Below are 25,278 nucleotides of genomic sequence, written 5' to 3'. Positions count from 1 at the left end.
ATGTGAGAGTAGGTCATCGTCAAGATTAAATTCCGAAACCCCAATTGCGAAAGCAGTTGGGGTTTTGTTTTGCCCGCGGGAAAGTTCTTACAGCATTCTCAGCCGCCGTGCGGCTGTCGTCGCCTGCCGACAATGCTAAGGTTCAGCCCTAGCTTTTGTACTTTTCCAAGGAAGCCTTCATGCCGGACACCCAGTCCCTCAACGCTGCATTCATGGTCGTTCAGAGCAACAGTCTGGATGAACTGCGCAGCCTTGTGATCAGCATCATGCGGCGCTATCCACTGGCACCCCTGGAGAACGAAATCGCGCTCGTCCAGAGCAATGGCATCGCACAATGGCTCAAGCTGGCACTGGCTGAGGATGCAGAAGGGGACGACTCCGGCGGCTGTGGTATCGCTGCCGCTATTGACGTGCAATTGCCGGGCAGTTTCATGTGGCAGCTCTACCGGATGGTGCTGGGGCGAGAGGAGATTCCGCCCAAGTCGCTGCTCGACAAGGCTCCGTTGACCTGGCGTCTGATGCGCCTCTTGCCACAGGTCATCACCCGACCGCATTTCGAACCGTTACAACGCTTCCTCACCCATGACGCCGATCTGCGCAAGCGCTACCAGTTGTCCGAACGCTTGGCTGACCTCTTCGACCAATACCAGGTTTACCGCGCTGATTGGCTTGAGGACTGGGCAGAGGGGCATCATCAACTCCGCAATGTAAGAGGTGAAGCGAAGCCTCTCTCACCGACCAGTTGTTGGCAGGCAGAGTTGTGGCGCGCCCTGCTGGACGATGTGGGCGAGCAAGGCATGGCTCAAAGTCGGGCGGGCGTGCACCAGCGGTTCATGGAGCGCATCAACAGTCTGGAACGCGCACCGACCGGACTTCCCCAGCGAGTGATCGTTTTTGGAATTTCCTCGTTGCCCGCCCAGGTACTGGAGGCATTGGCCGGGCTTTCCCGTTTCAGCCAGGTTCTGTTGTGTGTCCATAACCCCTGTCGTTATCACTGGGCCGATATCGTTGCCGACAAGGATCTCTTGCGTCATCAGTACAAGCGGCAGGCTCGAAGAAACGGCATGCCTGTGGTGCTGGATTCGGAATCACTCCACCAACATGCTCACCCGCTCCTTGCAGCGTGGGGTAAGCAAGGTCGCGATTACATCAACCTTCTCGACAGCTACGATGAGCCGGACAGCTATCGCGCAGCATTTCGCAACGGACGTATCGATCTGTTCAGCGAAAACCAGCCGAAGAACATGCTCAACCAGTTACAGGACGACATTCTGGAGCTTCGCCCGCTCAGCGAGACTCGAACGCTCTGGCCGGCAGTCGATCTGACTCAAGACGATTCGATCCGCTTTCACATAGCCCATAGCGCCCAGCGCGAAGTGGAGATTCTCCACGACCAGCTCCTGGCCCGTTTCAGTGCCAACCCTCAACTACGCCCTCGCGACGTGATCGTGATGGTGCCTGACATCGATAGTTATGCGCCGCATATTCGCGCCGTATTTGGGCAACTGGATCGCCAGGACCCACGCTTCATTCCCTTCACGATGGCCGATCAGGGGCAGCGCGGACGGGATCCATTGCTGATTGCCGTCGAGCATCTGCTCAAACTACCGGACAGCCGTTTTCCCGTCAGTGAGATCCTCGACCTGCTCGACGTTCCTGCGTTACGCGCCAGATTTGGTGTGCAGGAGCGAGATTTGCCGACTCTGCATCGCTGGATCGAAGGTGCAGGTGTGCGTTGGGGTATTGATGCCGGGCAACGGGCCGAACTGGGATTACCCGACGAACTGGAGCAAAACAGTTGGCGTTTCGGTCTGCGTCGGATGTTGCTCGGCTATGCCGTCGGCAGCTCCGGTTCCTGTGGAGATATCGAGCCTTACGACGAAATTGGTGGTCTCGATGCCGCATTGATCGGTCCGTTGGTTGCGTTGCTGGATGCACTGGAACTCTCGCATCAGCAACTGATGAAACCTGCGCAACCACAGGAATGGGGGCATCGGCTTCAGGCGTTGATGCAGCTGTTTTTCAAGCCCGAAGATGAGCATGACGACTACCTGCTGGCTCAACTCGAGGAGTTGCGCGAAACCTGGCTGGAAACTTGTGAAGCCGTCGGACTGTTGGACGAGCTGCCATTGACCGTCGTCCGTGAGGCCTGGTTGGCGGGGCTGGATCAGGGGCGTCTGTCGCAGCGCTTCCTGGCGGGAGCCGTGAACTTTTGCACACTGATGCCGATGCGCGCGATCCCGTTCAAGCTGGTTTGCCTGTTGGGCATGAACGATGGCGATTATCCACGCGCTCAACCGCCGCTGGACTTCGATCTCATGGGCAGCGACTACCGGCCGGGAGATCGTTCCCGTCGTGAAGACGATCGCTATCTTCTGCTTGAAGCGCTCTTGTCCGCCCGTCATCAGCTTTACATCAGTTGGGTCGGTCGCAGCATTCGCGACAACAGCGAGCGGCCAGCCTCTGTGTTGATCGGCCAGTTGCGCGATCACCTTGCCAATGGATGGCGATCGGCCGACCACAACGAGGATCTCCTGAGTGCCATGACTCAGGAGCATCCGTTGCAGCCATTCAGTTCGCGCTACTTCCATGAGGAAGACAATCTGTTCAGCTACGCCATCGAATGGCAGGTGCTGCATCAACCTCACGAACAGAGCGACGTCACAACAACGCTTGCCCCTCATGTCCAGGAGGAACCGTTGAGTCTGGAACTGCTGCAGGACTTCCTGCGCAATCCGGTTCGACACTTTTTCACTCAGCGACTCAAGGTTTACTTCGAAGCGGCGCAGGTACCTCAGGCTGACGAGGAGCCCTTTGTGCTGGATGCGTTGCAGCGATACATGCTCAGCGACAGCTTGCTCGGGGCAGCCTTGAGACACCCGGACAATGTTGATCAGGCGCTCGAGTCTCAAGCCCGACGCCTGCAGAACAGCGGACTGTTGCCCATGGCCGGATTCGGTGAATGCCTTCAGCGAGAGTTGATTGAGCCTCTGCCAGACTTGTTGCAACGATATCAACAGCTGTTGGCGTTATGGCCAACACCCCTGACCAACGCGCTACCGATCAATTTTGAATGGCAGGAACTGCGCCTTGAAGGATGGCTGGGAGGTTTGCATCGGCGCGCCGATGGCGGCGTACTGTCGGTCACAACAATCCCCAACAGCATAGGCTCGATCAAGAGCCGCAAATGGCATCGCATGACCAAGCCCTGGGTCAGCCATCTCGTCGCGTGCGCCAGTGGACTCTCCCTGACGACCGCACTGGTGGCCAGTGATGACACGCTCCTTCTTGAACCTCTGGAACAGACTCGAGCGGGGCGAATTCTTGAGGATCTGCTGCTCGCCTGGCAGACGGGCATGCGCCAGCCACTTCCGGTCGCGGTGAAAACGGCTTTTGCATGGCTGGCCCAGACCGATCCGGTCAAGGCTGAAGCGGCTGCCCGCAAAGCCTATGAGGGTGATGGTCAGACCAACGAAGGCGAGCGTCGCGAAAGCCCGGCTCTGTCCCGACAATTCGCCGACTTCGATGCACTGCAGGCGGATGAAACCTTCTCCGGTTGGTGTGATGCACTGTATCGCCCTCTGCTTGAGGCACCGTGGCGCTCATGGACCCACGAGGAGGCAGGCGCATGAGTAACCAGCCGCCACTCGCCTTGGCATTCCCGTTAAAGGGCAGCCAACTGATCGAAGCCAGTGCGGGCACTGGCAAGACGTTTACCATTTCGGCGTTGTATTTGCGGTTGATCCTCGGCCACGGAGGCGAGGCGAGTGGTTTTGGTCGTGAGCTGTTGCCCCCGCAAATTCTCGTGGTGACCTTCACCGACGCGGCCACCAAAGAGCTGCGCGAACGCATCCGTACGCGTCTGGCCGAAGCCGCCCGTTTCTTCCGCGACGAGACTCCGCCCCCTGATGCGTTGATCGATGAACTGCGTGCACAGTTCGATCCGCAACAATGGCCCGGTTGTGCCAACCGCCTGGACATCGCCGCGCAATGGATGGACGAAGCCGCGGTTTCGACGATCCACAGCTGGTGTCAGCGAATGCTGCGCGAGCATGCGTTCGACAGCGGCAGTCTGTTTACCCAGACCCTGGAAACCGATCACAGCGACCTGCTCGGCGAAGTGCTGCGCGATTATTGGCGGCTGTTCTGCTATCCGATGCAGGGCGATGCCCTGAACTGGGTTCGCAGTCACTGGGGAGGTCCGGCGGCTCTGTTGCCGCGTGTGCGTGGGCTGTTTGGCACCGAGCGCGAAGGGGATTCAGACAAGACGCCATCCGAACTGATCGAAGAATGCATGCAGGAACGCCGTGCGGCATTGGTGGAGTTGAAGGGACCATGGCGGCAGTGGGCCGATGAGTTACTCGCCATCTGCCATCAGGGCGTCGCCAACAAAACCGTGGACGGGCGCAAGATGCAAGCCCGCTATTTCGAACCCTGGTTTGAAAAGCTTAAGGCTTGGGCCGAGGACGAGGCGCTCGAGCAACTGGATATCGGCACCGGGTTCGCCCGGCTCACACCGGACGGCATGGCTGAAGCCTGGAAAGGTGAGCCGCCGAGCCACCCGGGCCTGGATGCCATGCCTGTGCTCAAGTCGAGCCTCGACAATTTGCCGACGCCCGATGCGGCCGTGCTGCAGCATGCAGCCAAATGGGTCGGTGCCCGCTTTGAAGACGAGAAGCGCCGTCGGGCCGAAATGGGTTTCGACGACATGCTGCTGCGTCTGGATGCGGCCTTGCAGTCCGATGGCGGGGAACGCCTCGCCACGCTCATTCGCGAGCAGTTCCCCGTCGCCCTGATCGATGAGTTCCAGGACACGGACCCGGTGCAGTACCGGATCTTCGAAAGCATTTATCGCATTGAAGAGAATAACCCCGAGACCGGGCTGTTCCTGATTGGCGATCCGAAGCAGGCGATCTATGCCTTCCGTGGCGCCGACATCTACACCTACCTGCGAGCCCGGCAAGCCACAACCGGGCGCCTGCATACCCTGGGCACGAACTTCCGTTCCAGTCACGGGATGGTCAGTGCGGTCAACCATGTGTTCGAGCGTGCCGAGTCCCGTGAGCAAGGGCGCGGAGCGTTTCTGTTCCGAGAGAAAGACGGCGAAAACCCGGTGCCGTTCCAGCCTGTAGAGGCTCAGGGGCGTAAAGAGCGTTTGCAGATATCCGGGCTGGATGTACCGGCGCTGAACATTTGGCATTTATCCACCGACAAGCCACTGTCCGGGGCGGTTTATCGCCAGCAGTTGGCGGCGGCCTGCGCCAGTGAGATCACGACCCTGCTTAATGGGGGGCAAACCGGTCGTGCCGGGTTTGCGCAGGAGGGCAAGGATTGGCGTGGGCTGCGGCCGGCGGACATTGCGATTTTGGTCCGCGACGGTAAAGAGGCGCAGGCGGTACGCGGTGAGCTCGCAGCGCGCGGAGTCCGCAGCGTTTATCTGTCGGACAAGGACTCGGTCTTTGCCGCTCAGGAAGCCCATGACCTGCTGTCGTGGCTCAAGGCGTGTGCCGAGCCGGATGTCGAACGCTCCCTGAAAGCGGCGCTGGCGTGCATCACGCTGAACCTGCCGCTGGCTGAGCTGGAACGTCTGAATCAGGACGAACTGGTCTGGGAAACCCGGGTCATGCAGTTCCGAGGTTATCGTGAGCTCTGGCGCAAGCAAGGGGTGCTGCCGATGTTGCGGCGCCTGCTGCACGACTTTCAACTGCCGCAGATGCTCATCGCCCGCAGTGATGGCGAGCGGGTGCTGACCAACCTGTTGCACCTGTCGGAGTTGTTGCAACAGGCCGCGTCGGAGCTAGATGGCGAGCAGGCACTGATCCGCCATCTAGCCGAGCATCTGGCACTGTCCGGCCAGGCAGGTGAAGAGCAGATCCTGCGTCTTGAGAGCGACGAACAACTGGTCAAGGTCGTGACCATTCACAAGTCCAAGGGGCTTGAGTACCCATTGGTGTTCCTGCCTTTCATCTGCTCGGCCAAACCCGTGGATGGCAGTCGATTGCCGCTGCATTACCACGATGAGTCCGGCAAGGCCCGCATCAGTCTGAAGCCCGACGCCGAACTGATTGCCCTGGCGGACAATGAGCGCCTGGCGGAGGATCTGCGTTTGCTCTATGTCGCGCTGACTCGCGCGCAACATGCATGCTGGCTCGGGGTGACGGATCTCAAACGCGGCAATCACAGCAGCTCGGTGCTGCATCTTTCTGCACTGGGCTATCTGTTGGGCGGCGGCGCAACGTTGAATGAGTCCAGCGGATTGGCTCGCTGGCTGGACGATCTGCAACAGGATTGTTCGGCGCTGAGCGTTGTTGAAATGCCGGCGGCCACCAGCGAGGAGTACCAGCCTCCGCGTAACGAAGCCACGCTACGTGCCACCCTTTTGCCGAGCCGCAAGGCCAGCGAGAACTGGTGGATTGCGTCGTACAGCGCCTTACGCATCAGTGACGTGCTGAGCGTCGGCAATGACGAGGCTCCCGAAAGTCCGCAGGCTCAAAAGCTGTTCGACGACGAACGCCTCGATCCTGAAGCTCCGCGCGAGATCATCGCCGGCGGAGCCGATATTCACCGCTTCCCCCGTGGCCCGAATCCGGGAACGTTTCTTCACGGTTTGCTGGAGTGGGCAGGGGAGGAAGGGTTCGCGGTCACCCGCGAGTCGCTGGACGATGCGATTGCCCGGCGTTGTAATCGACGGGGCTGGGAAGGCTGGATCACCACCCTCGGCGACTGGTTGCAACACTTGCTCAAGCTGCCACTGCCCGCAGGGCCCGACCAAACGCCAGTGGTGCTTGAGCAATTGAAGCAGTATCGGGTCGAGATGGAGTTCTGGTTCGCCAGCCACAAAGTCGACGTGCTGAAGCTCGACGAACAGGTGCGTCAGTTCACCCACAACGGTGTTGCCCGGGTCGGCGCCGAAGCGGTGCAGCTCAATGGCATGTTCAAAGGCTTTATCGACCTGACGTTCGAGCACGAGGGTCGTTACTACGTGGCCGATTACAAATCCAATTGGCTGGGCATCGATGACGCTGCGTACACCGAACGGGCCATGGAGCAGTCGATTCTCGACAACCGTTACGACCTGCAATACGTGCTGTACCTTTTGGCACTGCATCGTCAGCTCAAGGCGCGGCTTACCGATTACGACTACGACCGGCATATCGGCGGCGCGTTATATCTGTTCCTGCGCGGGACACGGGCCCCTGGCGGTGGCGTTTACTTCGCGCGACCACCAAGGGAGCTGATCGAGCGTCTGGACCTCATGTTCCAGGGCAAACCGCAACCCAAGGCCGAGCCCGCGTGGGAACAGGGAGTACTGCTATGAACCGGACATTCGCCGACCTGCTGCCAACGCCGCTGACCGCCGACAGCCTCGCGCAACTGACGCCCCTGACCCGTGCCGATGATCTGTTGCTGTTGCTGACCCAATGGGTCGAGCGTGGCTGGTTGCGGGCGCTGGACAAGGCATTCGTGGCCTTTCTTCATGAGTTGGCACCCGATGTCGATCCGTTGGTGTTGCTCGCCGCCGCATTGACCAGTCACCAGCTCGGCCATGGTCATGTCTGTCTGGATCTGTTCGAAACCCTCAAGGCGCCGGATTTTGCACTGTCCCTGCCGCCGGAGGGTGATGCACAACCCGGCGCATTGCTGCTGCCATCGCAGTTGCTCGAAACCCTCGACGGAGCGCACTGGTGCAAGGTGCTGGCCGGCAGTTCGCTGGTGGCACTGGCCGCCGACGAAGGTGCGTCGGCGCAGGAACGTCCGCTGGTGTTGTCCGGCAAGCGCTTGTACTTGCGGCGCTATTGGGCCTACGAGCGGCGTATCGACAGCGCATTGCGTCAGCGGCTCGCGGAGCAGGAAACGACACCACCCGATCTTGCATGGCGGCTGGACGAGCTGTTCGATCCAGCGCAGCGTGCGGATGTCATCGACTGGCAGAAGCTCGCCTGCGCCCTGGCCACCCGAAGTGCCTTCAGCATCATCACGGGCGGTCCAGGCACCGGAAAGACGACGACGGTGGTCCGTTTGCTGGCATTGCTCCAGGCACCTGCAGTCGAGGCGAATCAACCATTGCGCATTCGGCTCGCGGCGCCTACCGGTAAAGCGGCGGCGCGGCTGACCGAGTCCATCAGCCAGCAGGTGCAATCGCTGAAGGTCGCTGACAGCGTCCGGGAAAAAATCCCGACCGAGGTGACCACGGTGCACCGCCTGCTCGGCAGTCGTCCCGGCACGCGGCACTTTCGCCACCATGCCGGTAACCGTCTGCCCCTGGACGTTCTGGTGGTCGATGAGGCGTCCATGATCGACCTGGAAATGATGGCCAATCTGCTGAATGCCTTGCCGCCTCACGCCCGATTGGTGTTGCTGGGCGACAAGGATCAACTGGCCTCCGTGGAGGCGGGTGCGGTGCTGGGAGATTTGTGCCGCGATGCCGAAGCCGGTTGGTACAGTCCGCAGACTCGCCAGTGGCTGGAACAGGTGAGCGGTGAATCCCTGCAGGATAGCGGCTTGCACGAAGGCACTGACGGTTCGCATCCGTTGGCCCAGCAAGTGGTGATGCTGCGTCACTCACGGCGTTTCGGCGAGGGCAGCGGCATCGGCCAACTGGCGCGACGAGTGAATCAGCAACTCCCGGACGAGGCTCGCCAGTTACTGGACGCCAAAACCCATGGCGATGTGTTTTCGTTGCCGCTTCAAAACGAGCACGACCGGAAACTTGAGCACCTGGTGCTCGATGGACACGGCGAAGGCCCTCACGGTTATCGACACTATCTGAGCGTCTTGCGCGATCGACGTCCGGCGAGCGGAACGCCGCTCGAGAACCCTGGTTGGGTCGATTGGGCGCGTAACGTCCTGCGGGCCTTCGATACCTTCCAGTTGTTGTGCGCAGTACGCAAAGGGCCGTGGGGTGTGGAGGGGCTGAACCAGCGCATCACCGACGCGTTGCTCAAGGCGCGGCTGATCGAAAGCGATCAGCAATGGTACGAAGGTCGGCCGGTGCTGATGACCCGAAATGACTACGGTCTGGGGCTGATGAACGGTGACATCGGTATCGCCCTGAAACTGCCCGAGCGCGATGGGCCGGATGCCGGTAAGTCGGTGTTGCGAGTGGCGTTCCCGCGTAACGACGGGCGCGGCGGGGTGCGTTTCGTGCTGCCGAGCCGGCTCAACGATGTCGAGACCGTCTATGCGATGACTGTGCACAAGTCACAGGGTTCGGAGTTTGCCCATACCGCGCTAATCCTGCCGGACGCCTTGAATCCTGTGTTAACCAAGGAGCTGATCTACACCGGAATTACCCGGGCCAAGGACTGGTTCACCTTGATCGAGCCTCGGAGCGGCGTGTTTGAAGAAGCGGTGCAGCGCAAGGTGAAGCGCCTGAGTGGACTGATGCTGGAACTGGAAGAAGGGGCGCCGCATAAAGGATGAAGGAGCCTTCGATTGCCGCCGATAATTGACCGACCGGTCAGAGGTCGCTGTATCGCTGGCGTTCCAGCGCTGTGCTATCGTTGCGGCATCATTTCGTAACGATCCAAGAGAATCCCTGCATGAAGGTGGCTGTCTGGGCGACAGAGCGCGTAGTTGGCTGCAAGCAGGCGTTGCTTGCCGGTGTGCTCTGTTTGCTCACGGGTGTGGCCGCTGCCCAGACTCAACCCCCGGCGGGCATGGCCGAACAGCGGGCCAAATCCGTCACTCAGGTTGTCCTCGGCATCCTCAGTTACGCGCGCTGGCCGGTAGAGCCGGCGCAGTTGCGCCTGTGCATCGTCGGCCCGACCGAATACACCGACGACCTGGTCAAGGGCACGACCCAGGCCACGGGCCGTCCGGTCATCGTGCGTCGACTGTTGGCCGACAACCCGGCCATCGTCAGCGAGTGCGACGCGGTCTACATCGGCAAGCTTACGACCGACGAACGCAGCCGGCTGTTCGCGTCCCTGATCGGCCATCCGGTGCTGAGCATCAGTGAAGGCGGCGATCAATGCACGGTCGGCAGCCTGTTCTGCCTGCGGGTCGGTGATGAGCAAGTGTCGTTCGAGGTCAATCTCGACTCCGTCGCCCGCAGCGGCGTGCGCATTCATCCCAGCGTGCTGCAGTTGTCACGCCGCAAGCCGGCGGTGCCATGAGACGCGACAAATCCACAGGGCGCCCGACCCTCGGCTCGGTCATCGGCCGTGGCAACCTGATTGTGGCGCTGGTCGCCGTGGCAATGGCCAGTGTGTCGCTGACGCTGCTTGGGGTGCTGGCACTGCGGGTCTATGCCGATCACAACCTGCACTTGATTGCCCGCTCGATCAGTTACACCGTGGAAGCTGCCGTGGTGTTCAACGACAAGGCTGCCGCGACCGAAGCGCTGGCGTTGATCGCCTCGACCGAAGAAGTGGCGGATGCCCAGGTGCTGGACACTCAGGGCCAGTTGATCGCGCGCTGGCAGCGTCCGGAGAAAGGCCTGTTTTCCGAACTGGAGATGCAGGTCGCGCGGGTCATTCTGGAAAAACCCATCAGCCTGCCGATCCTGCATCAGGATCGCGAGATCGGGCGCATTTTGCTGATCGGTCACGGCGGCAGCCTGATGCGCTTTCTGTTGAGCGGTCTGGCGGGGATCATTCTCTGCACGGCGATCAGTGCCTGGGTCGCGCTCTATCTGGCGCGGCGTCAGTTGCGCAGGATCATCGGCCCGCTGCACAGTCTGGCGGCAGTGGCTCACGCCGCCCGCAGCGAGCGGGCACTGGACCGACGGGTGCCGCGAGCGAAGATTGCCGAGCTGGACAACCTCGGCAATGACTTCAATGCGTTGCTCGATGAACTCGAAGACTGGCAGACCCACCTGCAAAGCGAGAACGAAACCCTCGCGCACCAGGCCAGTCACGACAGCCTCACCGGATTGCCGAACCGGGCCTTTTTCGAAGGCCGCCTGATCCGTGCGCTACGCAGCGCCCACAAACTGAACGAGCGCGTGGCGGTGCTGTTTCTCGACAGCGACCGATTCAAGGACATCAACGACAGCTTCGGTCATGCCGCCGGCGACGCGGTGCTGGTGGCGGTGGCGAATCGGGTGCGGGCGCAGTTGCGTGAGGAAGATCTGGTGGCGCGTCTGGGCGGTGATGAATTTGCCGTTCTGCTGACGCCCCTGCACAAGACCGAAGACGCCGAGCGCATTGCCGACAAAATCCTCGCCAGCATGGACACCCCGATTGCGCTGCCCGGCGACAGCAGTGTCGTGACTTCGCTCAGTATCGGCATCGCCGTTTACCCCGATCATGGCGCCACGCCCGGCACCTTGCTCGATGCGGCGGATGCCGCGATGTACCAAGCCAAGCGTTTGTCGCGCGGCGCCCAATTCACGGCCGGGTCGGAGCACCCGGTCGATCCCGTTCAAACCAGGAGCTGATGCCCGTGTTCTCACTTTCCTTTCGACTGTTTTCCACTCTGCTGCTGACGGCCATGTTGGCTCTGACCGGTTGCCAGACCGCCCCGCAAAAAGGCCTGACGCCGGCTCAGGTCGCGGTCCTCAAGCAGCAAGGCTTCGAGTTGACCGATGACGGCTGGGAGTTCGGCCTGTCGGGCAAGGTGTTGTTTGGCAGCGATGTCGAAAGCCTGAACAAGCAAAGTACCGAAATCGTCGAGCGTATCGGCAAAGCGTTGCTGGGTGTCGGCATCGAGCGCGTGCGGGTCGATGGCCACACCGACGCCTCAGGCAAGGAAACCTACAACCAGCAGCTGTCACTGCGCCGCGCAAAAAGCGTCGGCAAAGTGCTGACCGCGGTCGGCATGAAACAAGAGAACATCCAGCTGCAAGGTCTCGGCAGCCGCGAACCCGTCGCCTCTAACGACACCGCAGCGGGCCGTACCGAAAACCGCCGGGTGTCGATCGTGGTCAGCGCCGATTAATCGGCGAACTGCATTTCGCGGGTCTCACCCATCAACAGACTCTGATTGCGCTCGGTCACCTCGCGGATGTAATCCCACAACAGGGTGATCCGCTTGAGCTTGCGCAAGTCCTCCCGGCAGTACATCCAGAATTGCCGGGTGATGTCGATTTCCTCCGGCAGCACCGGCAACAGGCGCGGATCCTGTGCCGCGAGGAAGCACGGAAGAATCGCCAATGAGCGCCCCTGCTGCGCCGCCACGAACTGTGCAATTACGCTGGTGCTGCGCAAATTGGCGCTGGCGCCGGGCAACACGTTCGCCAGATACAGCAGCTCCGAGCTGAACGCCAGGTCATCCACGTAACTGATGAATTGATGCTTGCCCAGGTCAGCGGGGCGGCGGATCGGCGGGTGTTTGTCGAGGTACTCCTGGGTCGCGTAGAGCTGCAAGCGGTAGTTGCAGAGTTTGCAGCACACGTACGGCCCGTGTTCCGGGCGTTCGAGGGCGATGACGATGTCGGCCTCGCGTTTGGACAGGCTGATGAAGTGCGGCAGCGGCAGGATGTCCACCGAGATCGCCGGGTAGGCGTCGACGAAGTGGCTCAATTGCGGGGTGATGAAGAAGCTGCCGAAACCTTCCGTGCAGCCCATCCGCACATGCCCGGACAGCGCGACGCCGGAGCCTGACACCTGCTCGCAGGCCATGTGCAGCGTGCTTTCGATCGACTCGGCGTAACTCAGCAGGCGCTGGCCTTCGGCAGTCAGCACAAAACCGCTGGTGCGCGACTTTTCGAACAGCAAAGTGCCGAGCGCCGCTTCCAGTGAACTGATGCGCCGCGACACAGTGGTGTAATCCACAGCCAAGCGTTTGGCCGCGGTACTGGCCTTGCGGGTACGGGCGACTTCGAGGAAAAACTTGAGGTCGTCCCAGTTCAGCGAGCCTAAAGACGTGATGTTTTTTTGCATGATGGACGGGCTTATATGTGCGTTCTTATTAGAAGTTTGCACATCTATACTCCAAAAACAGTCCGACAACCAATTCGTGACACACGCCTCATCTCAAGGCGAACCTTTCGCCTTGGCTCCCAAGATAAAAACAATTTCTGGAGACCAGCATGAACGCATCGCTTACGCCCAACGAAACCACGATCCAGAAGGTCAAGCTGCTGATCGACGGCGAGTGGGTCGAGTCGCAGACGACCGAGTGGCACGACATCGTCAACCCGGCGACCCAGCAAGTGCTGGCCAAGGTTCCGTTCGCCACCGCCGCTGAAGTCGACGCTGCCGTCAGTGCCGCCCAGCGCGCCTTCCAGACCTGGAAGCTGACCCCGATCGGCGCGCGCATGCGCATCATGCTCAAGCTGCAGGCGTTGATCCGCGAGCATTCCAAACGCATCGCCGTGGTGCTGAGCGCCGAGCAGGGCAAGACCATTGCCGATGCCGAGGGCGATATTTTCCGTGGCCTGGAAGTGGTCGAACACGCATGCTCCATCGGCAGCCTGCAGATGGGCGAGTTCGCCGAGAACGTGGCCGGCGGTGTCGATACCTACACCCTGCGCCAGCCGATCGGCGTTTGCGCCGGCATCACCCCGTTCAACTTTCCGGCAATGATTCCGCTTTGGATGTTCCCGATGGCCATCGCCTGCGGCAACACCTTCGTCCTCAAGCCATCCGAACAGGATCCGCTGTCGACCATGTTGCTGGTGGAGCTGGCGATTGAAGCAGGCATTCCGGCCGGTGTTCTGAACGTCGTGCACGGTGGCAAAGACGTGGTCGATGGCCTGTGCACCCACAAGGACATCAAGGCCGTTTCGTTCGTCGGTTCGACCGCCGTTGGCACCCACGTTTATGACCTGGCCGGTAAACACGGCAAACGCGTGCAATCGATGATGGGCGCGAAGAACCACGCGGTGGTGCTGCCGGACGCCAATCGTGAACAAGCGCTCAATGCACTGGTCGGTGCCGGTTTCGGTGCGGCCGGCCAGCGTTGCATGGCCACCTCGGTGGTGGTGCTGGTGGGTGCGGCCAAGCAGTGGCTACCGGATCTGAAAGCGCTGGCGCAGAAACTCAAGGTCAACGCCGGCAACGAGCCGGGCACTGATGTCGGCCCGGTCATTTCGAAAAAGGCCAAGGCGCGGATTCTCGATCTGATCGAAAGCGGCATCAAGGAAGGCGCCAAACTTGAGCTGGACGGACGCGACATCAGCGTGCCGGGTTACGAGAAAGGCAACTTCGTCGGCCCGACCCTGTTCTCCGGGGTGACCACCGACATGCAGATCTACACCCAGGAGATCTTCGGCCCGGTGCTGGTGGTGCTGGAAGTCGACACCCTCGATCAGGCCATCGCGCTGGTTAATGCCAACCCATTCGGCAACGGCACGGGCCTGTTCACCCAGAGCGGTGCGGCGGCGCGTAAGTTCCAGACTGAAATCGACGTCGGCCAGGTCGGCATCAACATCCCGATTCCGGTGCCGGTACCGTTCTTCAGCTTCACCGGTTCGCGCGGTTCGAAACTCGGCGACCTCGGCCCGTACGGCAAGCAAGTGGTGCAGTTCTACACCCAGACCAAAACGGTCACGGCGCGCTGGTTTGATGACGACAGCGTCAACGACGGCGTGAACACCACCATTAACCTGCGCTGAGGAATGGCCATGAAAATCGCATTTATCGGTCTGGGCAACATGGGCGCGCCGATGGCGCGCAACCTGATCAAGGCCGGGCATTCGCTGAATCTGGTGGACCTGAACAAGACCGTGCTGGCGGAGCTCGAGCAGCTGGGCGGCACCATCCGCGCTTCGGCTCGCGAAGCTGCTGAAGATGCAGAACTGGTGATCACCATGCTGCCCGCCGCCGTGCATGTACGCAGCGTCTGGCTCGGTGAAGATGGCGTGCTGGCCGGAATCGGCAAAGGTGTGCCGGCAGTGGATTGCAGCACCATCGACCCGCAGACTGCGCGCGATGTAGCTGCAGCAGCTGCCAAACAAGGCGTGGCCATGGCCGATGCCCCGGTGTCCGGCGGTACCGGCGGTGCCACGGCCGGGACGCTGACCTTCATGGTTGGCGCCACCCCGGAACTGTTCGCCACTCTGCAACCGGTGCTGGCGCAAATGGGCCGAAACATCGTGCATTGCGGTGAAGTCGGCACCGGCCAGATTGCCAAGATCTGCAACAACCTGTTGCTCGCCATTTCGATGGTCGGCGTCAGCGAGGCGATGGCGCTGGGCGATGCGCTGGGCATCGACACCTCGGTGCTCGCCGGGATCATCAACAGCTCGACCGGTCGTTGCTGGAGTTCGGAAATGTACAACCCGTGGCCGGGTATCGTCGAAACGGCGCCGGCCTCGCGTGGTTACACCGGTGGTTTCGGCGCCGAGCTGATGCTCAAGGATCTGGGGCTGGCCACCGAAGCGGCGCGTCAGGCCCATCAGCCGGTGGTGCTGGGCGCGGTGGCGCAGCAGTTGTATCAGGCGATGAGTCAGCGCGGGGAAGGTGGCAAAGACTTCTCGGCGATCATCAACAGCTATCGCAAGCCGCAGTAATCGTCGTCAGGCCTGTGCTCGTCACAGGTCTGCAATTCAGATGCAGTAGGTGTTGCCGGGAAATCACGTCGGGTGGTTTCCCGGCTTTTTTGTATCAGGCGAACACGAAATATTTGCGCACGGTCTCGACCACTTCCCAGGTGCCCTTCATGCCTGGCTCGACCACGAAGATGTCGCCGGCGCGCAGGTGGATCGGCTCCATGCCGTCCGGGGTAATCACGCAGTAGCCTTCCTGGAAATGGCAGTACTCCCACTTCACGTAGTCCACTCGCCATTTGCCCGGCGTGCAGATCCAGGTGCCCATGATCTTGCTGCCGTCTTCGCTGGTGTAGGCGTTGAGGTTGACGGTGTGCGGGTCGCCCTCGAGCTTTTCCCATTTGCAGGCATCGAGTACGGGCAGGGGATGGGTGTCGCGCAAAACAGTAATAGGTGCGGGCATGACGGCTCCAGGCCAGAGGGAGTTAGAGCCGTCACCGTAGCCTTCGCGGGTGCTGTCGGAATGTCTGGGGTCGACCTCCAGATGCCTGTAAGCGCTGGCGCAGACCTTCGTAAAAACTGGATTTGCACCATGGCTGTGCATATATGACGGTTTTAATACAAGCATGCACCATAAAAGTTCAATCGATTTTTAGACTAAAACGAGATAACCATTCTGACACCTATTGCAAAACAAAATCGTCTGTACTATAACATTCGTACTAAAGGACTATTCCTCGGAAGGGAGCTCCATCTGAGTCACGGACAGACTTGAATCGGCTTTTTCTCATCTCGATAACTGACTTGGCCTTCGGCTCAAGTGTGAACTTCTATCTGTTGTTAATGAATAATGACAGTTGAATGAACCGGTCAGTTAATAAGTGGCGCGGACGCAATGTCTCGCGTGCTTTGAGTAGAAGCCTTAAATAAACAGTTAATTATTATTTGTGCACTGGCGGATTTATATCTGCGGGATACGCACGCCTATCGAATTTTTATGTGCCCGGCATCAATGGAATGAGGCTTTATTGTGGACGACATAAACGTAATTGAAGTTTCGACGATTGTTGATGGTGCGAGTGAACTTGGCCGGAACGTCTGGGTGCGTGCCGGCAGCCTCCTGACAAATGTGCAGATCAGCGATGACTGCTTTATCGGCTTCAGGTGCGATTTGCAGCACGCGTCCATCGGCAAGTCCAGCATGTTCGCCACCGGCGCCCAATGCCTGGGGACGGCGCAGTCGCCGGTTCGAATTGCCGAAAACGTCTGGCTGGGCGCCAAGGCCACCGTGGCTGCCGGTGTCTCCATCGGTGCCGGGGCCGTGGTGGCGGCTGGCGCGTTGGTGACAGCGGATGTGCCGCCGGACGCAATCGTCGTCGGTCGTCCGGCGCGGGTTATTGCCCGGCGCACCGTGGTCGAGGACGGCCGGCCGAGCCCCGAGCCAGTGCTGGCCAAAGTCCGGGAGCGGGCGCGCCAGGGCTTGCCGTCGATGCTCGATCGGTCCACGCAGTCGGTTGCGCGGCTAAAGTCGCTGAACCCCGACACCCTGACCTGGGACATCAGCGACGATGCCTTGATCGATGCCGAATTGCGCGGTGGAGCGTCGGTGGAAATCGCCCGGGACTGCATTCTAATCGGGCGCAGCAACCGTCAGGGCGGCATGTCGCAACTGGGCGGTATCGAACTGGGAACTGGCGTGCGACTGGCTGCCGGTGTGGTTATCGAGGCGGCTGGCGGCGTATCCGTCGGTGACTTCAGCGAGTTGTCCGAGGGGGTCACGATCGTTGCCTCCACCCATGATCATTCTTTCCGCTCACTGCCTTGGGAGGAGGCACCGGTGCGCATTGGAAGTCGTTGCGTTATTGGCGAGGGCGCCATCTTGGTAGGTCCACTGAATATTGGTGACGGTGCCGTTATCAAACCGTACTCGGTGGTTATAAGGGATGTATTGGAAAACACTGTGGTTCATGGCGTTGTTCAACTAATGGAGATTCAAGAATGATTTTATTTGCCCCCAATCCAACCGGTTCCGGTCACAACATGCGCGCGCTGTCCATCGCGCAGGCGATCAAGAAACAGCGTCCGGACATGCCATTGACCGTGGCCCTGGCTTCCTTGCAGCCGACCTTTACGCCGATGTTCGAAAAGTCTGGCGTTGAAGTTGTGGACATTGCCGGTCGTTTGGTCGATTACTCGAAAAAGAGCAACTTGTCGAAAGAACTCGACTGGAATAATTACATTGGCGGTTATATCGCCAATACCTTCTTGTCCGGCGAGCGGATTCTGTCTTACCTGGCGCTGATCGCCGAGTACAAGCCAACCGCTCTGGTGTCGGACTACAACATGGCCGCCTGCCTGGCCGCGATTTTCAGCGGTACGCCGCTGGTGTTCGTCACCGAGCGCTACGACTTCACCCTGTGCCAGCTCGAAGACCATGATCTGGCCGACGGCGGTTTCGAGGTCAATGCGCTGGAAATGGCCCGGGCCCGCACCGCGCTGCACAGCCAATTCAACTGGATGATCAATCAGAGCCAACTGGTGCTGACCGACAAGCCGTACGTGGCCTCCTTGGATCAGGGCACTCCGGTGGCCGAAGCGTTGGTCAGCGGCAAGGCGCATTTCGTCGGCCCGATGATCCGCGACATCAATGTGCAGACCGGCTTGAACGTGCGCGAGCAACTGAACCTCGGCGACTCGCCGTTCATTGTCGCCTCGATCAGCGGCACCACGATGTTTGCCCAGAACAAAGACGCGCTGCTTGCCGCCTACCTCGACAGCTTCAAGATCCTGCGCGAGCGCAATCCGGAGCTGAAGCTGGTGTTGCTCGGCCGTCAGGATATCCAGGCTCAGGACGGCGTCGTCTGCGTGCCGTACTACCCGGACTGGATGGGCCTGCTACGCGAAGCCAGCCTGCTGATTTCGGCGCCGGGCTGGATCACCGTGACGGAAATCGCCGCACTGCAGATTCCAACGCTGTTCGTGCTGCCGTCCAAGTCCGAGTACCACGAACTCGAGGCGCTGCGCCGTCTGGAGCTGCTGGGTTTTCCGACGCATCTGGGCCACGACCGCGATGCGATCGTCGAGCTGATCCAGGGCGAGCTGGAAAAAGACACCGACGCTTCGACCTACTACGCACCGCATCAGCAAGTGGCCGCGCCGGATGGCGAAGGTGCCGCCCGCGCCGCGACGCGCATCATCGAGTTGTGCCAGGGCAGCGTTGTGTCGCTGACCGAAAGCAAAGCCGCTTAACCTCAAGGAAGAGGGATTCACCATGTCACTGCATCCGCAGTTTCTATTTGATCAAGGCCTCAAGGACATCGACCACGGCGGCTTTTTCGCCGTGACCGATGCCAGTGGTGAGGTCGCGATTTCCAGCGACAAGCAGTTGCAGGATCAGGTCGCCGCGACGCTCTATCAGGCCGAGCACGGCGACGATGTCGAACTGCGTTTTGCCCATGACGGGCTGATGCGTTTGCATGATGCATCGAATGCCGGTTTCCACGAGCTCGCCGACCGCTACTGGACGCCGCATGGCTCCGGGCGCTGCCGTACGCTGGCGCTGCAACTGGACGCGCTGGCGGCATTGATTGCCTATCAGCGCCGGGTGCCGCAGGACGCGGCGAACAATGCCGCGATCCACGGCCTGCTGGAAAAGGTCGAAGCGATCTACGCTCGGTCCACGGTCGCCGGCCTTTACAGCAGCGACTGGTCGACGCCTCTGGAACTGGCGATTTCGATCGATCTCGACATCAGCGCCACGGCGTTGCTGGCGCGTATCGACAATCAGCCGTTGGGTCTCGGCTTGGTCGGGCACTTGCAGATTCATGCAGAGAACCTGATCGGTCGGGTGGCCGGTAGCGACAGCCAATCCTGTGTCGATGTGGCGCTGACCCGTTGCGGCGTGCGTGCTCAGGTCAGTCTGGTGCTGGCGCAACTGGCTGATGCGCGCGACGACAATGCGTTGTCGAATCTGGCCCGTTCGTTCCTGCTGCAAACCCTGGCGCTGTTCCGCGATCCGGCGTACGGCGGGTATTGGGATCGGGTCGGGATCAACGGCAAAGTGCGTTGCGACTGGCACACTTCGTACAAAAATCACGAGTCGCCATTTCCGATCAAGACCGCCTACGACGTGGCGTTGCTGTTGCAGGCGATTCAGGCCTTGCCGTCCGGCGCGAGCGAAGCCGACCGGGCTTCGGTGACGGCAGCGTTGCTGGAATTTCACGACGCCCGCAATGGCGGGCTGTTCATGGGCAAGGGCTACTTCTGGTCGACCCCGGATGACCCGACCGTGCCGTTCATTCGGCAGTTCTGGGCGCCGCCGCGTCAGCCGGGGATCTTCAGCATCGGCAACCTGACGTACCTGCCGTTGCACCTGAAAAGCCTGAAAACCCAGCTCGCTGCGGCCCACGCCTTGCAGTCCATCGAACCGGCCGCTGCCGTCACTCATCATGACGATGCGGCGTTGGTAAACCGTGAACTGCAAGTGATCGATGGCGGTGGTGATGTGCAGCGCATTCATCCGAATGGCGTGCCGACCATCAATGTTGATCTGCAGCGTTATCTGGCGTGGCTGGCCAAGGCCCGGGCATCGAACGAAACGCCTTACGGGCTGACAGCCGAAACCGCGCCGCTGGGGTTCCGTGCTGACAAGACCTGGCAGGTGTTTTCCGGGTTGCATGTGATTTCGGACTTGCACGCGCTGGGTCTGCAAATCGAAAACAAGGCCAGCCTGATCGATTGCATCAGGGCTTCGCAAAACACCGATGGCGGATTCGCCGAGCAGCCGGGGCATCTGAGCGATGTGTTCGCCACTTACTGCGCGGTGTTGTCGCTGCGAGTGCTGGGCGCGTTGCCGAACGATATCGGCGGTTGCGTGCGTTACCTGCAAGCGTGTCAGAACCCGGACGGCGGGTTCGGCGATGTGCCGGGGTTTGGCTCAGACATCTGGCACACCAACCTGGCGGTGCTGTCGCTGCACGCGCTGGAAGCCAAGGCGCCGGACGAGCAGGGCGTGATGGCGTTTGCCTTGCGCTGCCGCTCGGCCGACGGCGGTTTCGCCAACAAGCCTGGATATCCGCCGGATGCGTTTTCGGTGTACCGCGTGGTGTCGACGCTGTTCATTCTCAACCGACGCATCGTCGATGCCGAACAGACAGTCGCCTGGCTGCAAAAGCTGCAACTGGCCAACGGCTCATTCCACTACCGGCCGGGCAAAGCGGTCAGCCTGGTGGGGACTTACATGGCCATCGCGGCGATGTTTCTGCTCGACGCGCAGCCGACGTATTTGCAGGAATCGAAAGACTGGATCGCTTCCCATCAGAAGCAGGACGGTGGATTCGGCCCGCTCAATGCGACCTCGGCGACCACCGACGAAAGCTTCGTCTGCATCCAGACGCTGCTGATTCTCGAACAAGGGTTGTCGCAATACTGGGTCGCGTTGTTGAACTGACCCGCACACAGCATCGAAGGACGTTAAATCATCATTTTGCCAGGGGAGGCGCTGATGAAAATTTTAGTGACAGGGGGCGCGGGCTTCATTGGCTCGGCCGTGGTGCGGTTTCTGATCGAAGAGACCGAATGTGAAGTGATCAACGTCGACAAACTGACCTACGCCGGCAATCTCGAGTCGCTGGCCGATGTGTCCGACTCGCCGCGTTATCGGTTTTGTCAGGTGGACATCTGCGACAAGCCGGCGCTGGACGAACTGTTCGAGCGCCTGCAACCGGATGCGGTGATGCACCTGGCCGCCGAGTCCCACGTGGACCGCTCGATCGATGGCCCGCAAGCCTTCATCGAAACCAACATCGTCGGCACCTACACGATGCTCGAAGCGGCGCGCGGTTACTGGAACCGACTGGACGCTAAGCGTCAGGCGGCGTTCCGTTTCCATCATATTTCCACCGACGAAGTGTACGGCGACCTTGAACCCGAAGATCCGGCGTTCACCGAGCGCACGCCGTATGCGCCAAGTTCGCCGTACTCGGCAACCAAGGCTGGTTCCGATCATCTGGTCCGCGCCTGGCATCGCACCTTTGGCCTGCCGGTGGTGATGAGCAATTGCTCGAACAATTACGGGCCGTATCACTTCCCGGAAAAACTGATTCCTCACGTCATTCTCAATGCGCTGCAAGGCAAGCCGCTGCCGGTGTATGGCGATGGTGCGCAGATCCGCGACTGGCTGTTCGTTGAGGATCACGCCCGCGCCCTGTACGCGGTGGTCACGCGCGGTGAGGTCGGGCAGACCTACAACATCGGCGGCCACAACGAGAAGACCAACCTGGAAGTGGTGCACACCCTGTGCGATTTGCTTGAGGCACGCGGCGCGGAAAAGCCGGCGGGTGTTGCGCACTTCCGCGACCTGATCACCTTCGTCAAGGATCGTCCGGGCCACGACAAACGCTACGCCGTCGATGCCGGAAAAATCCACGTGACGCTGGGCTGGACGCCGCAGGAAACCTTCGAAAGCGGCATGCAGAAAACTGTCGACTGGTATCTGGACAACCGCGCCTGGTGGGTGCGGGTGATGTCCGGTGCCTACGCGCTGGAGCGCCTCGGCGAGCAACGCGACGAAGCCCTCGTGGCCTGAACATTCAGTCATTCAAATCTCACTGCTTGAAAGGAAAAAAGCATGGCCAAGTACAAAGGAATTCTGCTGGCGGGCGGCGCCGGTTCGCGTCTGCACCCGATCACTCTGGGCGTCTCGAAACAGTCGCTGCCGGTGTATGACAAACCGATGATCTACTACCCGCTGTCGGTGCTGATGCTGGCGGAAATCCGCGAGATCCTGATCATCTCCACGCCGGAAGATCTCCCGGGCTTCCAGCGCATGCTCGGCGACGGCAGCCAGTTGGGCCTGAGCCTGAGCTACGCGGTACAACCGAGCCCGGACGGTCTCGCTCAAGCGTTCATCATCGGTCGCGAATTCGTCGGTGAAGACAACGTCTGCCTGGTGCTCGGCGACAACATTTTTTACGGCGCCGGCTTCGGTGAAACCCTGCTGCAAGCGGCGGCTCGTGATGAAGGCGCGACAGTGTTCGGTTACTACGTGGCCGATCCCGAGCGCTTTGGCGTGGTGGAATTCGATGCTGCCGGCAAGGCCCTGAGCATCTGCGAAAAACCGAGCGATCCGAAGTCGAACTACGCCGTCACCGGCCTGTATTTCTACGACAACGAAGTGCTGCAGATTGCCGCCGACATCAAGCCGTCGCCGCGCGGCGAGCTGGAGATCACCGACGTCAACAACGTCTATTTGCAACGCGGAAAATTGAACGTGTCGGTGATGGGGCGTGGCATGGCGTGGCTGGATACCGGCACCCACGATGCATTGATGGAAGCGGGCAATTTCGTGCAGGCCATCGAGAAACGCCAAGGCCTGAAAATCGCCTGCCTCGAAGAGATCGCCTACAACAAGGGCTGGATCGACGACGCGCAATTGCTGGTGCACGCGGGCAGCATGAGCAAGACCGGTTACGGTCAGTATCTGGCGCGTTTGATCCACGATGACGTGGTGGTGGCGATGGATGCGCAGCGCCCGTTGAAAGGCGCTGCCTGATCACTGTGAGATCAATGTGGGAGCGAGCTTGCTCGCGAAAGGGATGCATCAGTCAATGATGCTGTTGAACGTGACGGCCCCTTCGCGAGCAAGCTCGCTCCCACAGGTTCAGTGGCCGGTCACGCTATCGTGTCGTGGGGCCTTCACGTCGGAGCGCGGATCGGTAGGTGGCGTTTGCAGCTCGTGCAAACGGGCCAGGCGATTGGCGTGAGTCGGCGCTTCGGCCGCCAGCGGCGAGCGGCGTTTGCGGGTTTCTTCACGCAGCACCGGCAACACTTCCTTGCCGAACATGTCGAGTTGTTCCAGCACGGTCTTCAGCGGAATGCCGCCATGGTCGAACAGGAACAGCTGGCGCTGATAGTCGCCGAAGTACTCACGGAAGGTCAGGGTCTTGTCGATGATTTCCTGAGGGCTGCCGACGGCCAGCGGGGTCATTTCCATGAACTCTTCCAGGGATGGACCGTGGCCATACACCGGGGCGTTGTCGAAGTAGGGACGGAATTCACGGCGCGCATCCTGCGAGTTGCGACGCATGAAAATATGCCCGCCGAGACCGACGATCGCCTGCTCCGGCGTGCCGTGACCGTAATGGGCAAACCGCGCGCGGTAGAACTCGACCAGTGCCATGAAATGCTCACGGGGCCAGAGGATGTGGCTGGCAAAAAAACCGTCGCCGTAATACGCCGCCTGCTCGGCGATTTCCGGTGTGCGGATCGAGCCGTGCCAGACGAAGGGCGGCAGGTCATCGAGGGGCCTCGGGATCGAGGTGAAGTTTTTCAGCGGGGTGCGAAAGGGTCCGCTCCAGTTGAGGTCTTCTTCGCGCCAGAGCCGGTGCAGCAGGCGATAGTTTTCCATCGCCAGTGGCAGACCGTCGGCGATGCTCTTGCCGAACCAGGGATAGACCGGCGCGGTGTTGCCTCGGCCGAGCATCAGGTCCATGCGGCCGCCGCAGAGGTTTTGCAGCAGCGAATATTCTTCGGCCAGACGCACCGGATCGTTGGTGCTGATCAGGGTGGTGGACGTCGAGAGAATGATGCGTTGGGTCTTGGCTGCGATGTAGGCCAGCAGCGTGGTGGGAGAGGAGGTGATGAACGGGGGATTGTGGTGCTCGCCGGTGGCGAACACGTCCAGTCCGATGTCTTCGGCCTTCTGCGCAATTTGCAGGGTGGCCTGGATGCGCTCGGATTCGCTGGGGGTACGGGCGTTGGTAGGGTCTTGTGTGACGTCGCCAACGGTGTAGATCCCGAATTGCATAAAGCCTCCTTGCCTTGGGTAAAGGTGTGTTTGAAACCCTTGCCGCGAAGAATGAATCATCGCGGCACTTGAAATGTACGCCTGTACACGTACAATCGCAAACATGGGTCATTGCACAAACGGATTTGAAGACCTCATCGAGAGAGGAACGCGACATGGAACTGGGATTTATCGGTCTGGGCACGATGGGCGCACCGATGGTGCTGAACCTGCTGAAAGCCGGGCATCGGGTCCGCGTGTGGAATCGTTCGTCGGCACCTCTGGAAGCACTGGCTGCGGCCGGCGCTGAAGCTGTCGAGACACCGGCACTGGCGGCGCAGGCCGAGGTGCTGATTTCGATGCTCGGCGATGACACGGCGATCCGCTCGGTGTTCTTCGATGCCAAGGCGCTGGACGGCCTTCAGGCCGGCAGCGTTCATATCAACATGTCCACGGTATCGGTGGCGCTGGCCAGGGAGCTGGCGACCGAGCATGAAGCACGCGGCGTCGGTTACGTGTCGGCACCGGTGCTGGGGCGGGTCGATGTGGCGGCTGCCGGCAATCTGAACATTCTTGCCTCCGGGCCCGCCGAAGCACTGGCCCGAGTGCAGCCGCTGTTCGATGTGCTGGGGCGCAAGACCTGGACGTTCGGCGACACGGCTGAAGTGGCCTGCGCCGCGAAACTGTCGGCCAACCTGATGATCGCGTCGGCGATCGAGTCCATGGCCGAAGCCTCGACCCTGGCCGGCGGTTACGGCATCAGTCGCGAAGCGTTCATCGAGATGATCACCTCGACCCTGTTCGCCGTGCCGGTCTATCAGGGCTACGGCAAGCTGATGGTCGATGAAAAATTCGAGCCGGCCGGTTTCAAATTGTCGCTGGGTCTCAAGGACGTACGCCTGGCGCTGGAAGCCGGTGAAGCGGCGCAGGTGCCGCTGCCGTTTGCCAGCGTGTTGAAGGACAACCTGCTGGACGGCATGGCCCATGGTCAGGCCGATCAGGACTGGGCCTCACTGTCGAAAGTCAGTGATCGGCGTGCCGGCGTGAAGTAAGCAAAAAGATTCAAGCAACGTAACTTGTTCGCAAGTTACGTTGGCCTCTTGCGCCTTGTGTAATT

Annotated in this window: 17 protein-coding genes; 14 read left to right on the top strand and 3 right to left on the bottom strand. The window is 60.7% G+C overall.

Annotated elements, in window-relative coordinates; genetic code table 11:
- Nucleotides 1-179: 179 nt before the first annotated feature.
- The 6 genes from recC (at nt 180) to yfiB (ending at nt 11,883) form a co-directional block, all read left to right on the top strand.
- Nucleotides 180-3,632 (top strand): exodeoxyribonuclease V subunit gamma, encoded by a 3,453-nt coding sequence (gene recC / locus AC1Q9F_RS09755; RefSeq protein WP_492619453.1) that lies wholly within the window; start codon nt 180-182, stop codon nt 3,630-3,632.
- Nucleotides 3,629-7,318 carry an exodeoxyribonuclease V subunit beta gene (gene recB, locus AC1Q9F_RS09750; protein WP_492619454.1) on the top strand — a complete coding sequence of 1,230 codons (3,690 nt, stop codon included), beginning with the start codon at nt 3,629-3,631 and terminating at the stop codon, nt 7,316-7,318. The genes recC and recB overlap by 4 nt, the downstream gene beginning before the upstream one ends.
- Nucleotides 7,315-9,423, top strand: coding sequence for an exodeoxyribonuclease V subunit alpha (recD, locus tag AC1Q9F_RS09745; protein WP_492619455.1), 2,109 nt, complete (start codon nt 7,315-7,317; stop codon nt 9,421-9,423). The genes recB and recD overlap by 4 nt, the downstream gene beginning before the upstream one ends.
- Before the next feature lie 119 nt (nt 9,424-9,542).
- Nucleotides 9,543-10,118 carry a regulatory sequestration protein YfiR gene (gene yfiR, locus AC1Q9F_RS09740; RefSeq protein WP_474733426.1) on the top strand — a complete coding sequence of 192 codons (576 nt, stop codon included), beginning with the start codon at nt 9,543-9,545 and terminating at the stop codon, nt 10,116-10,118.
- Complete coding sequence (gene dgcN, locus AC1Q9F_RS09735; RefSeq protein WP_492619456.1) at nt 10,115-11,383, top strand: diguanylate cyclase DgcN/YfiN; 1,269 nt, start codon at nt 10,115-10,117, stop codon at nt 11,381-11,383. Before yfiR ends, dgcN begins: the two co-directional genes overlap by 4 nt.
- A complete protein-coding gene (gene yfiB, locus AC1Q9F_RS09730; RefSeq protein WP_218887827.1) occupies nt 11,383-11,883 on the top strand; it encodes an outer membrane lipoprotein YfiB in 501 nt (166 codons plus the stop codon). The genes dgcN and yfiB overlap by 1 nt, the downstream gene beginning before the upstream one ends.
- Here the strand turns inward: yfiB and AC1Q9F_RS09725 are convergent.
- Nucleotides 11,880-12,827 carry a LysR family transcriptional regulator gene (locus AC1Q9F_RS09725; RefSeq protein ID WP_492619457.1) on the bottom strand — a complete coding sequence of 316 codons (948 nt, stop codon included), beginning with the start codon at nt 12,825-12,827 and terminating at the stop codon, nt 11,880-11,882. The genes yfiB and AC1Q9F_RS09725 overlap by 4 nt on opposite strands.
- 149 nt (nt 12,828-12,976) lie before the next feature.
- Between AC1Q9F_RS09725 and AC1Q9F_RS09720 the strand changes: the two genes are divergently transcribed.
- On the top strand, nt 12,977-14,503 hold the full coding sequence (locus tag AC1Q9F_RS09720) for a CoA-acylating methylmalonate-semialdehyde dehydrogenase (protein ID WP_011332335.1): 1,527 nt from the start codon (nt 12,977-12,979) through the stop codon (nt 14,501-14,503).
- Between the two features lie 9 nt (nt 14,504-14,512).
- Nucleotides 14,513-15,400 (top strand): 3-hydroxyisobutyrate dehydrogenase, encoded by an 888-nt coding sequence (gene mmsB / locus AC1Q9F_RS09715; RefSeq protein ID WP_007962098.1) that lies wholly within the window; start codon nt 14,513-14,515, stop codon nt 15,398-15,400.
- Between the two features lie 94 nt (nt 15,401-15,494).
- On the opposite strand, the gene AC1Q9F_RS09710 is transcribed toward mmsB, so the two are convergent.
- Nucleotides 15,495-15,839: a cupin domain-containing protein gene (locus AC1Q9F_RS09710; protein ID WP_007953863.1), complete on the bottom strand. Its 345-nt coding sequence runs from the start codon at nt 15,837-15,839 to the stop codon at nt 15,495-15,497.
- A gap of 567 nt (nt 15,840-16,406) precedes the next feature.
- On the opposite strand from AC1Q9F_RS09710, the gene AC1Q9F_RS09705 reads away from it, so the two are divergent.
- From AC1Q9F_RS09705 to rfbA, 5 genes are read left to right on the top strand one after another with little or no spacing between them, the layout of a single operon-like run.
- Nucleotides 16,407-17,378, top strand: a complete 972-nt coding sequence (locus AC1Q9F_RS09705) for an acyltransferase (protein ID WP_492619458.1) — start codon at nt 16,407-16,409, stop codon at nt 17,376-17,378.
- A complete protein-coding gene (locus AC1Q9F_RS09700; protein WP_007953861.1) occupies nt 17,375-18,625 on the top strand; it encodes a glycosyltransferase family 28 protein in 1,251 nt (416 codons plus the stop codon). Before AC1Q9F_RS09705 ends, AC1Q9F_RS09700 begins: the two co-directional genes overlap by 4 nt.
- 22 nt (nt 18,626-18,647) lie before the next feature.
- Nucleotides 18,648-20,825, top strand: coding sequence for a prenyltransferase/squalene oxidase repeat-containing protein (locus tag AC1Q9F_RS09695; RefSeq protein WP_492619459.1), 2,178 nt, complete (start codon nt 18,648-18,650; stop codon nt 20,823-20,825).
- Nucleotides 20,826-20,879: 54 nt separating this feature from the next.
- Complete coding sequence (gene rfbB / locus AC1Q9F_RS09690) at nt 20,880-21,962, top strand: dTDP-glucose 4,6-dehydratase (RefSeq protein WP_492619460.1); 1,083 nt, start codon at nt 20,880-20,882, stop codon at nt 21,960-21,962.
- A 42-nt stretch (nt 21,963-22,004) separates the two neighbouring features.
- Nucleotides 22,005-22,928: a glucose-1-phosphate thymidylyltransferase RfbA gene (rfbA, locus tag AC1Q9F_RS09685; RefSeq protein WP_007953857.1), complete on the top strand. Its 924-nt coding sequence runs from the start codon at nt 22,005-22,007 to the stop codon at nt 22,926-22,928.
- Nucleotides 22,929-23,036: 108 nt separating this feature from the next.
- Here the strand turns inward: rfbA and AC1Q9F_RS09680 are convergent, their stop codons facing one another.
- The gene (locus AC1Q9F_RS09680) at nt 23,037-24,182 is read right to left on the bottom strand and encodes an LLM class flavin-dependent oxidoreductase (RefSeq protein WP_492619461.1); all 1,146 of its coding nucleotides are present in this window, start codon (nt 24,180-24,182) and stop codon (nt 23,037-23,039) included.
- Between the two features lie 26 nt (nt 24,183-24,208).
- Between AC1Q9F_RS09680 and AC1Q9F_RS09675 the strand changes: the two genes are divergently transcribed.
- On the top strand, nt 24,209-25,213 hold the full coding sequence (locus AC1Q9F_RS09675; protein WP_492619462.1) for an NAD(P)-dependent oxidoreductase: 1,005 nt from the start codon (nt 24,209-24,211) through the stop codon (nt 25,211-25,213).
- The last annotated feature ends 65 nt before the right edge of the window (nt 25,214-25,278 follow it).

It is taken from the genome of Pseudomonas sp. GW823-FHT04A03, assembly GCF_058796615.1.
The sequence above is the reverse complement of the archived record's forward strand: the minus strand, read 5'-3'. Positions and strand labels throughout refer to the sequence as shown.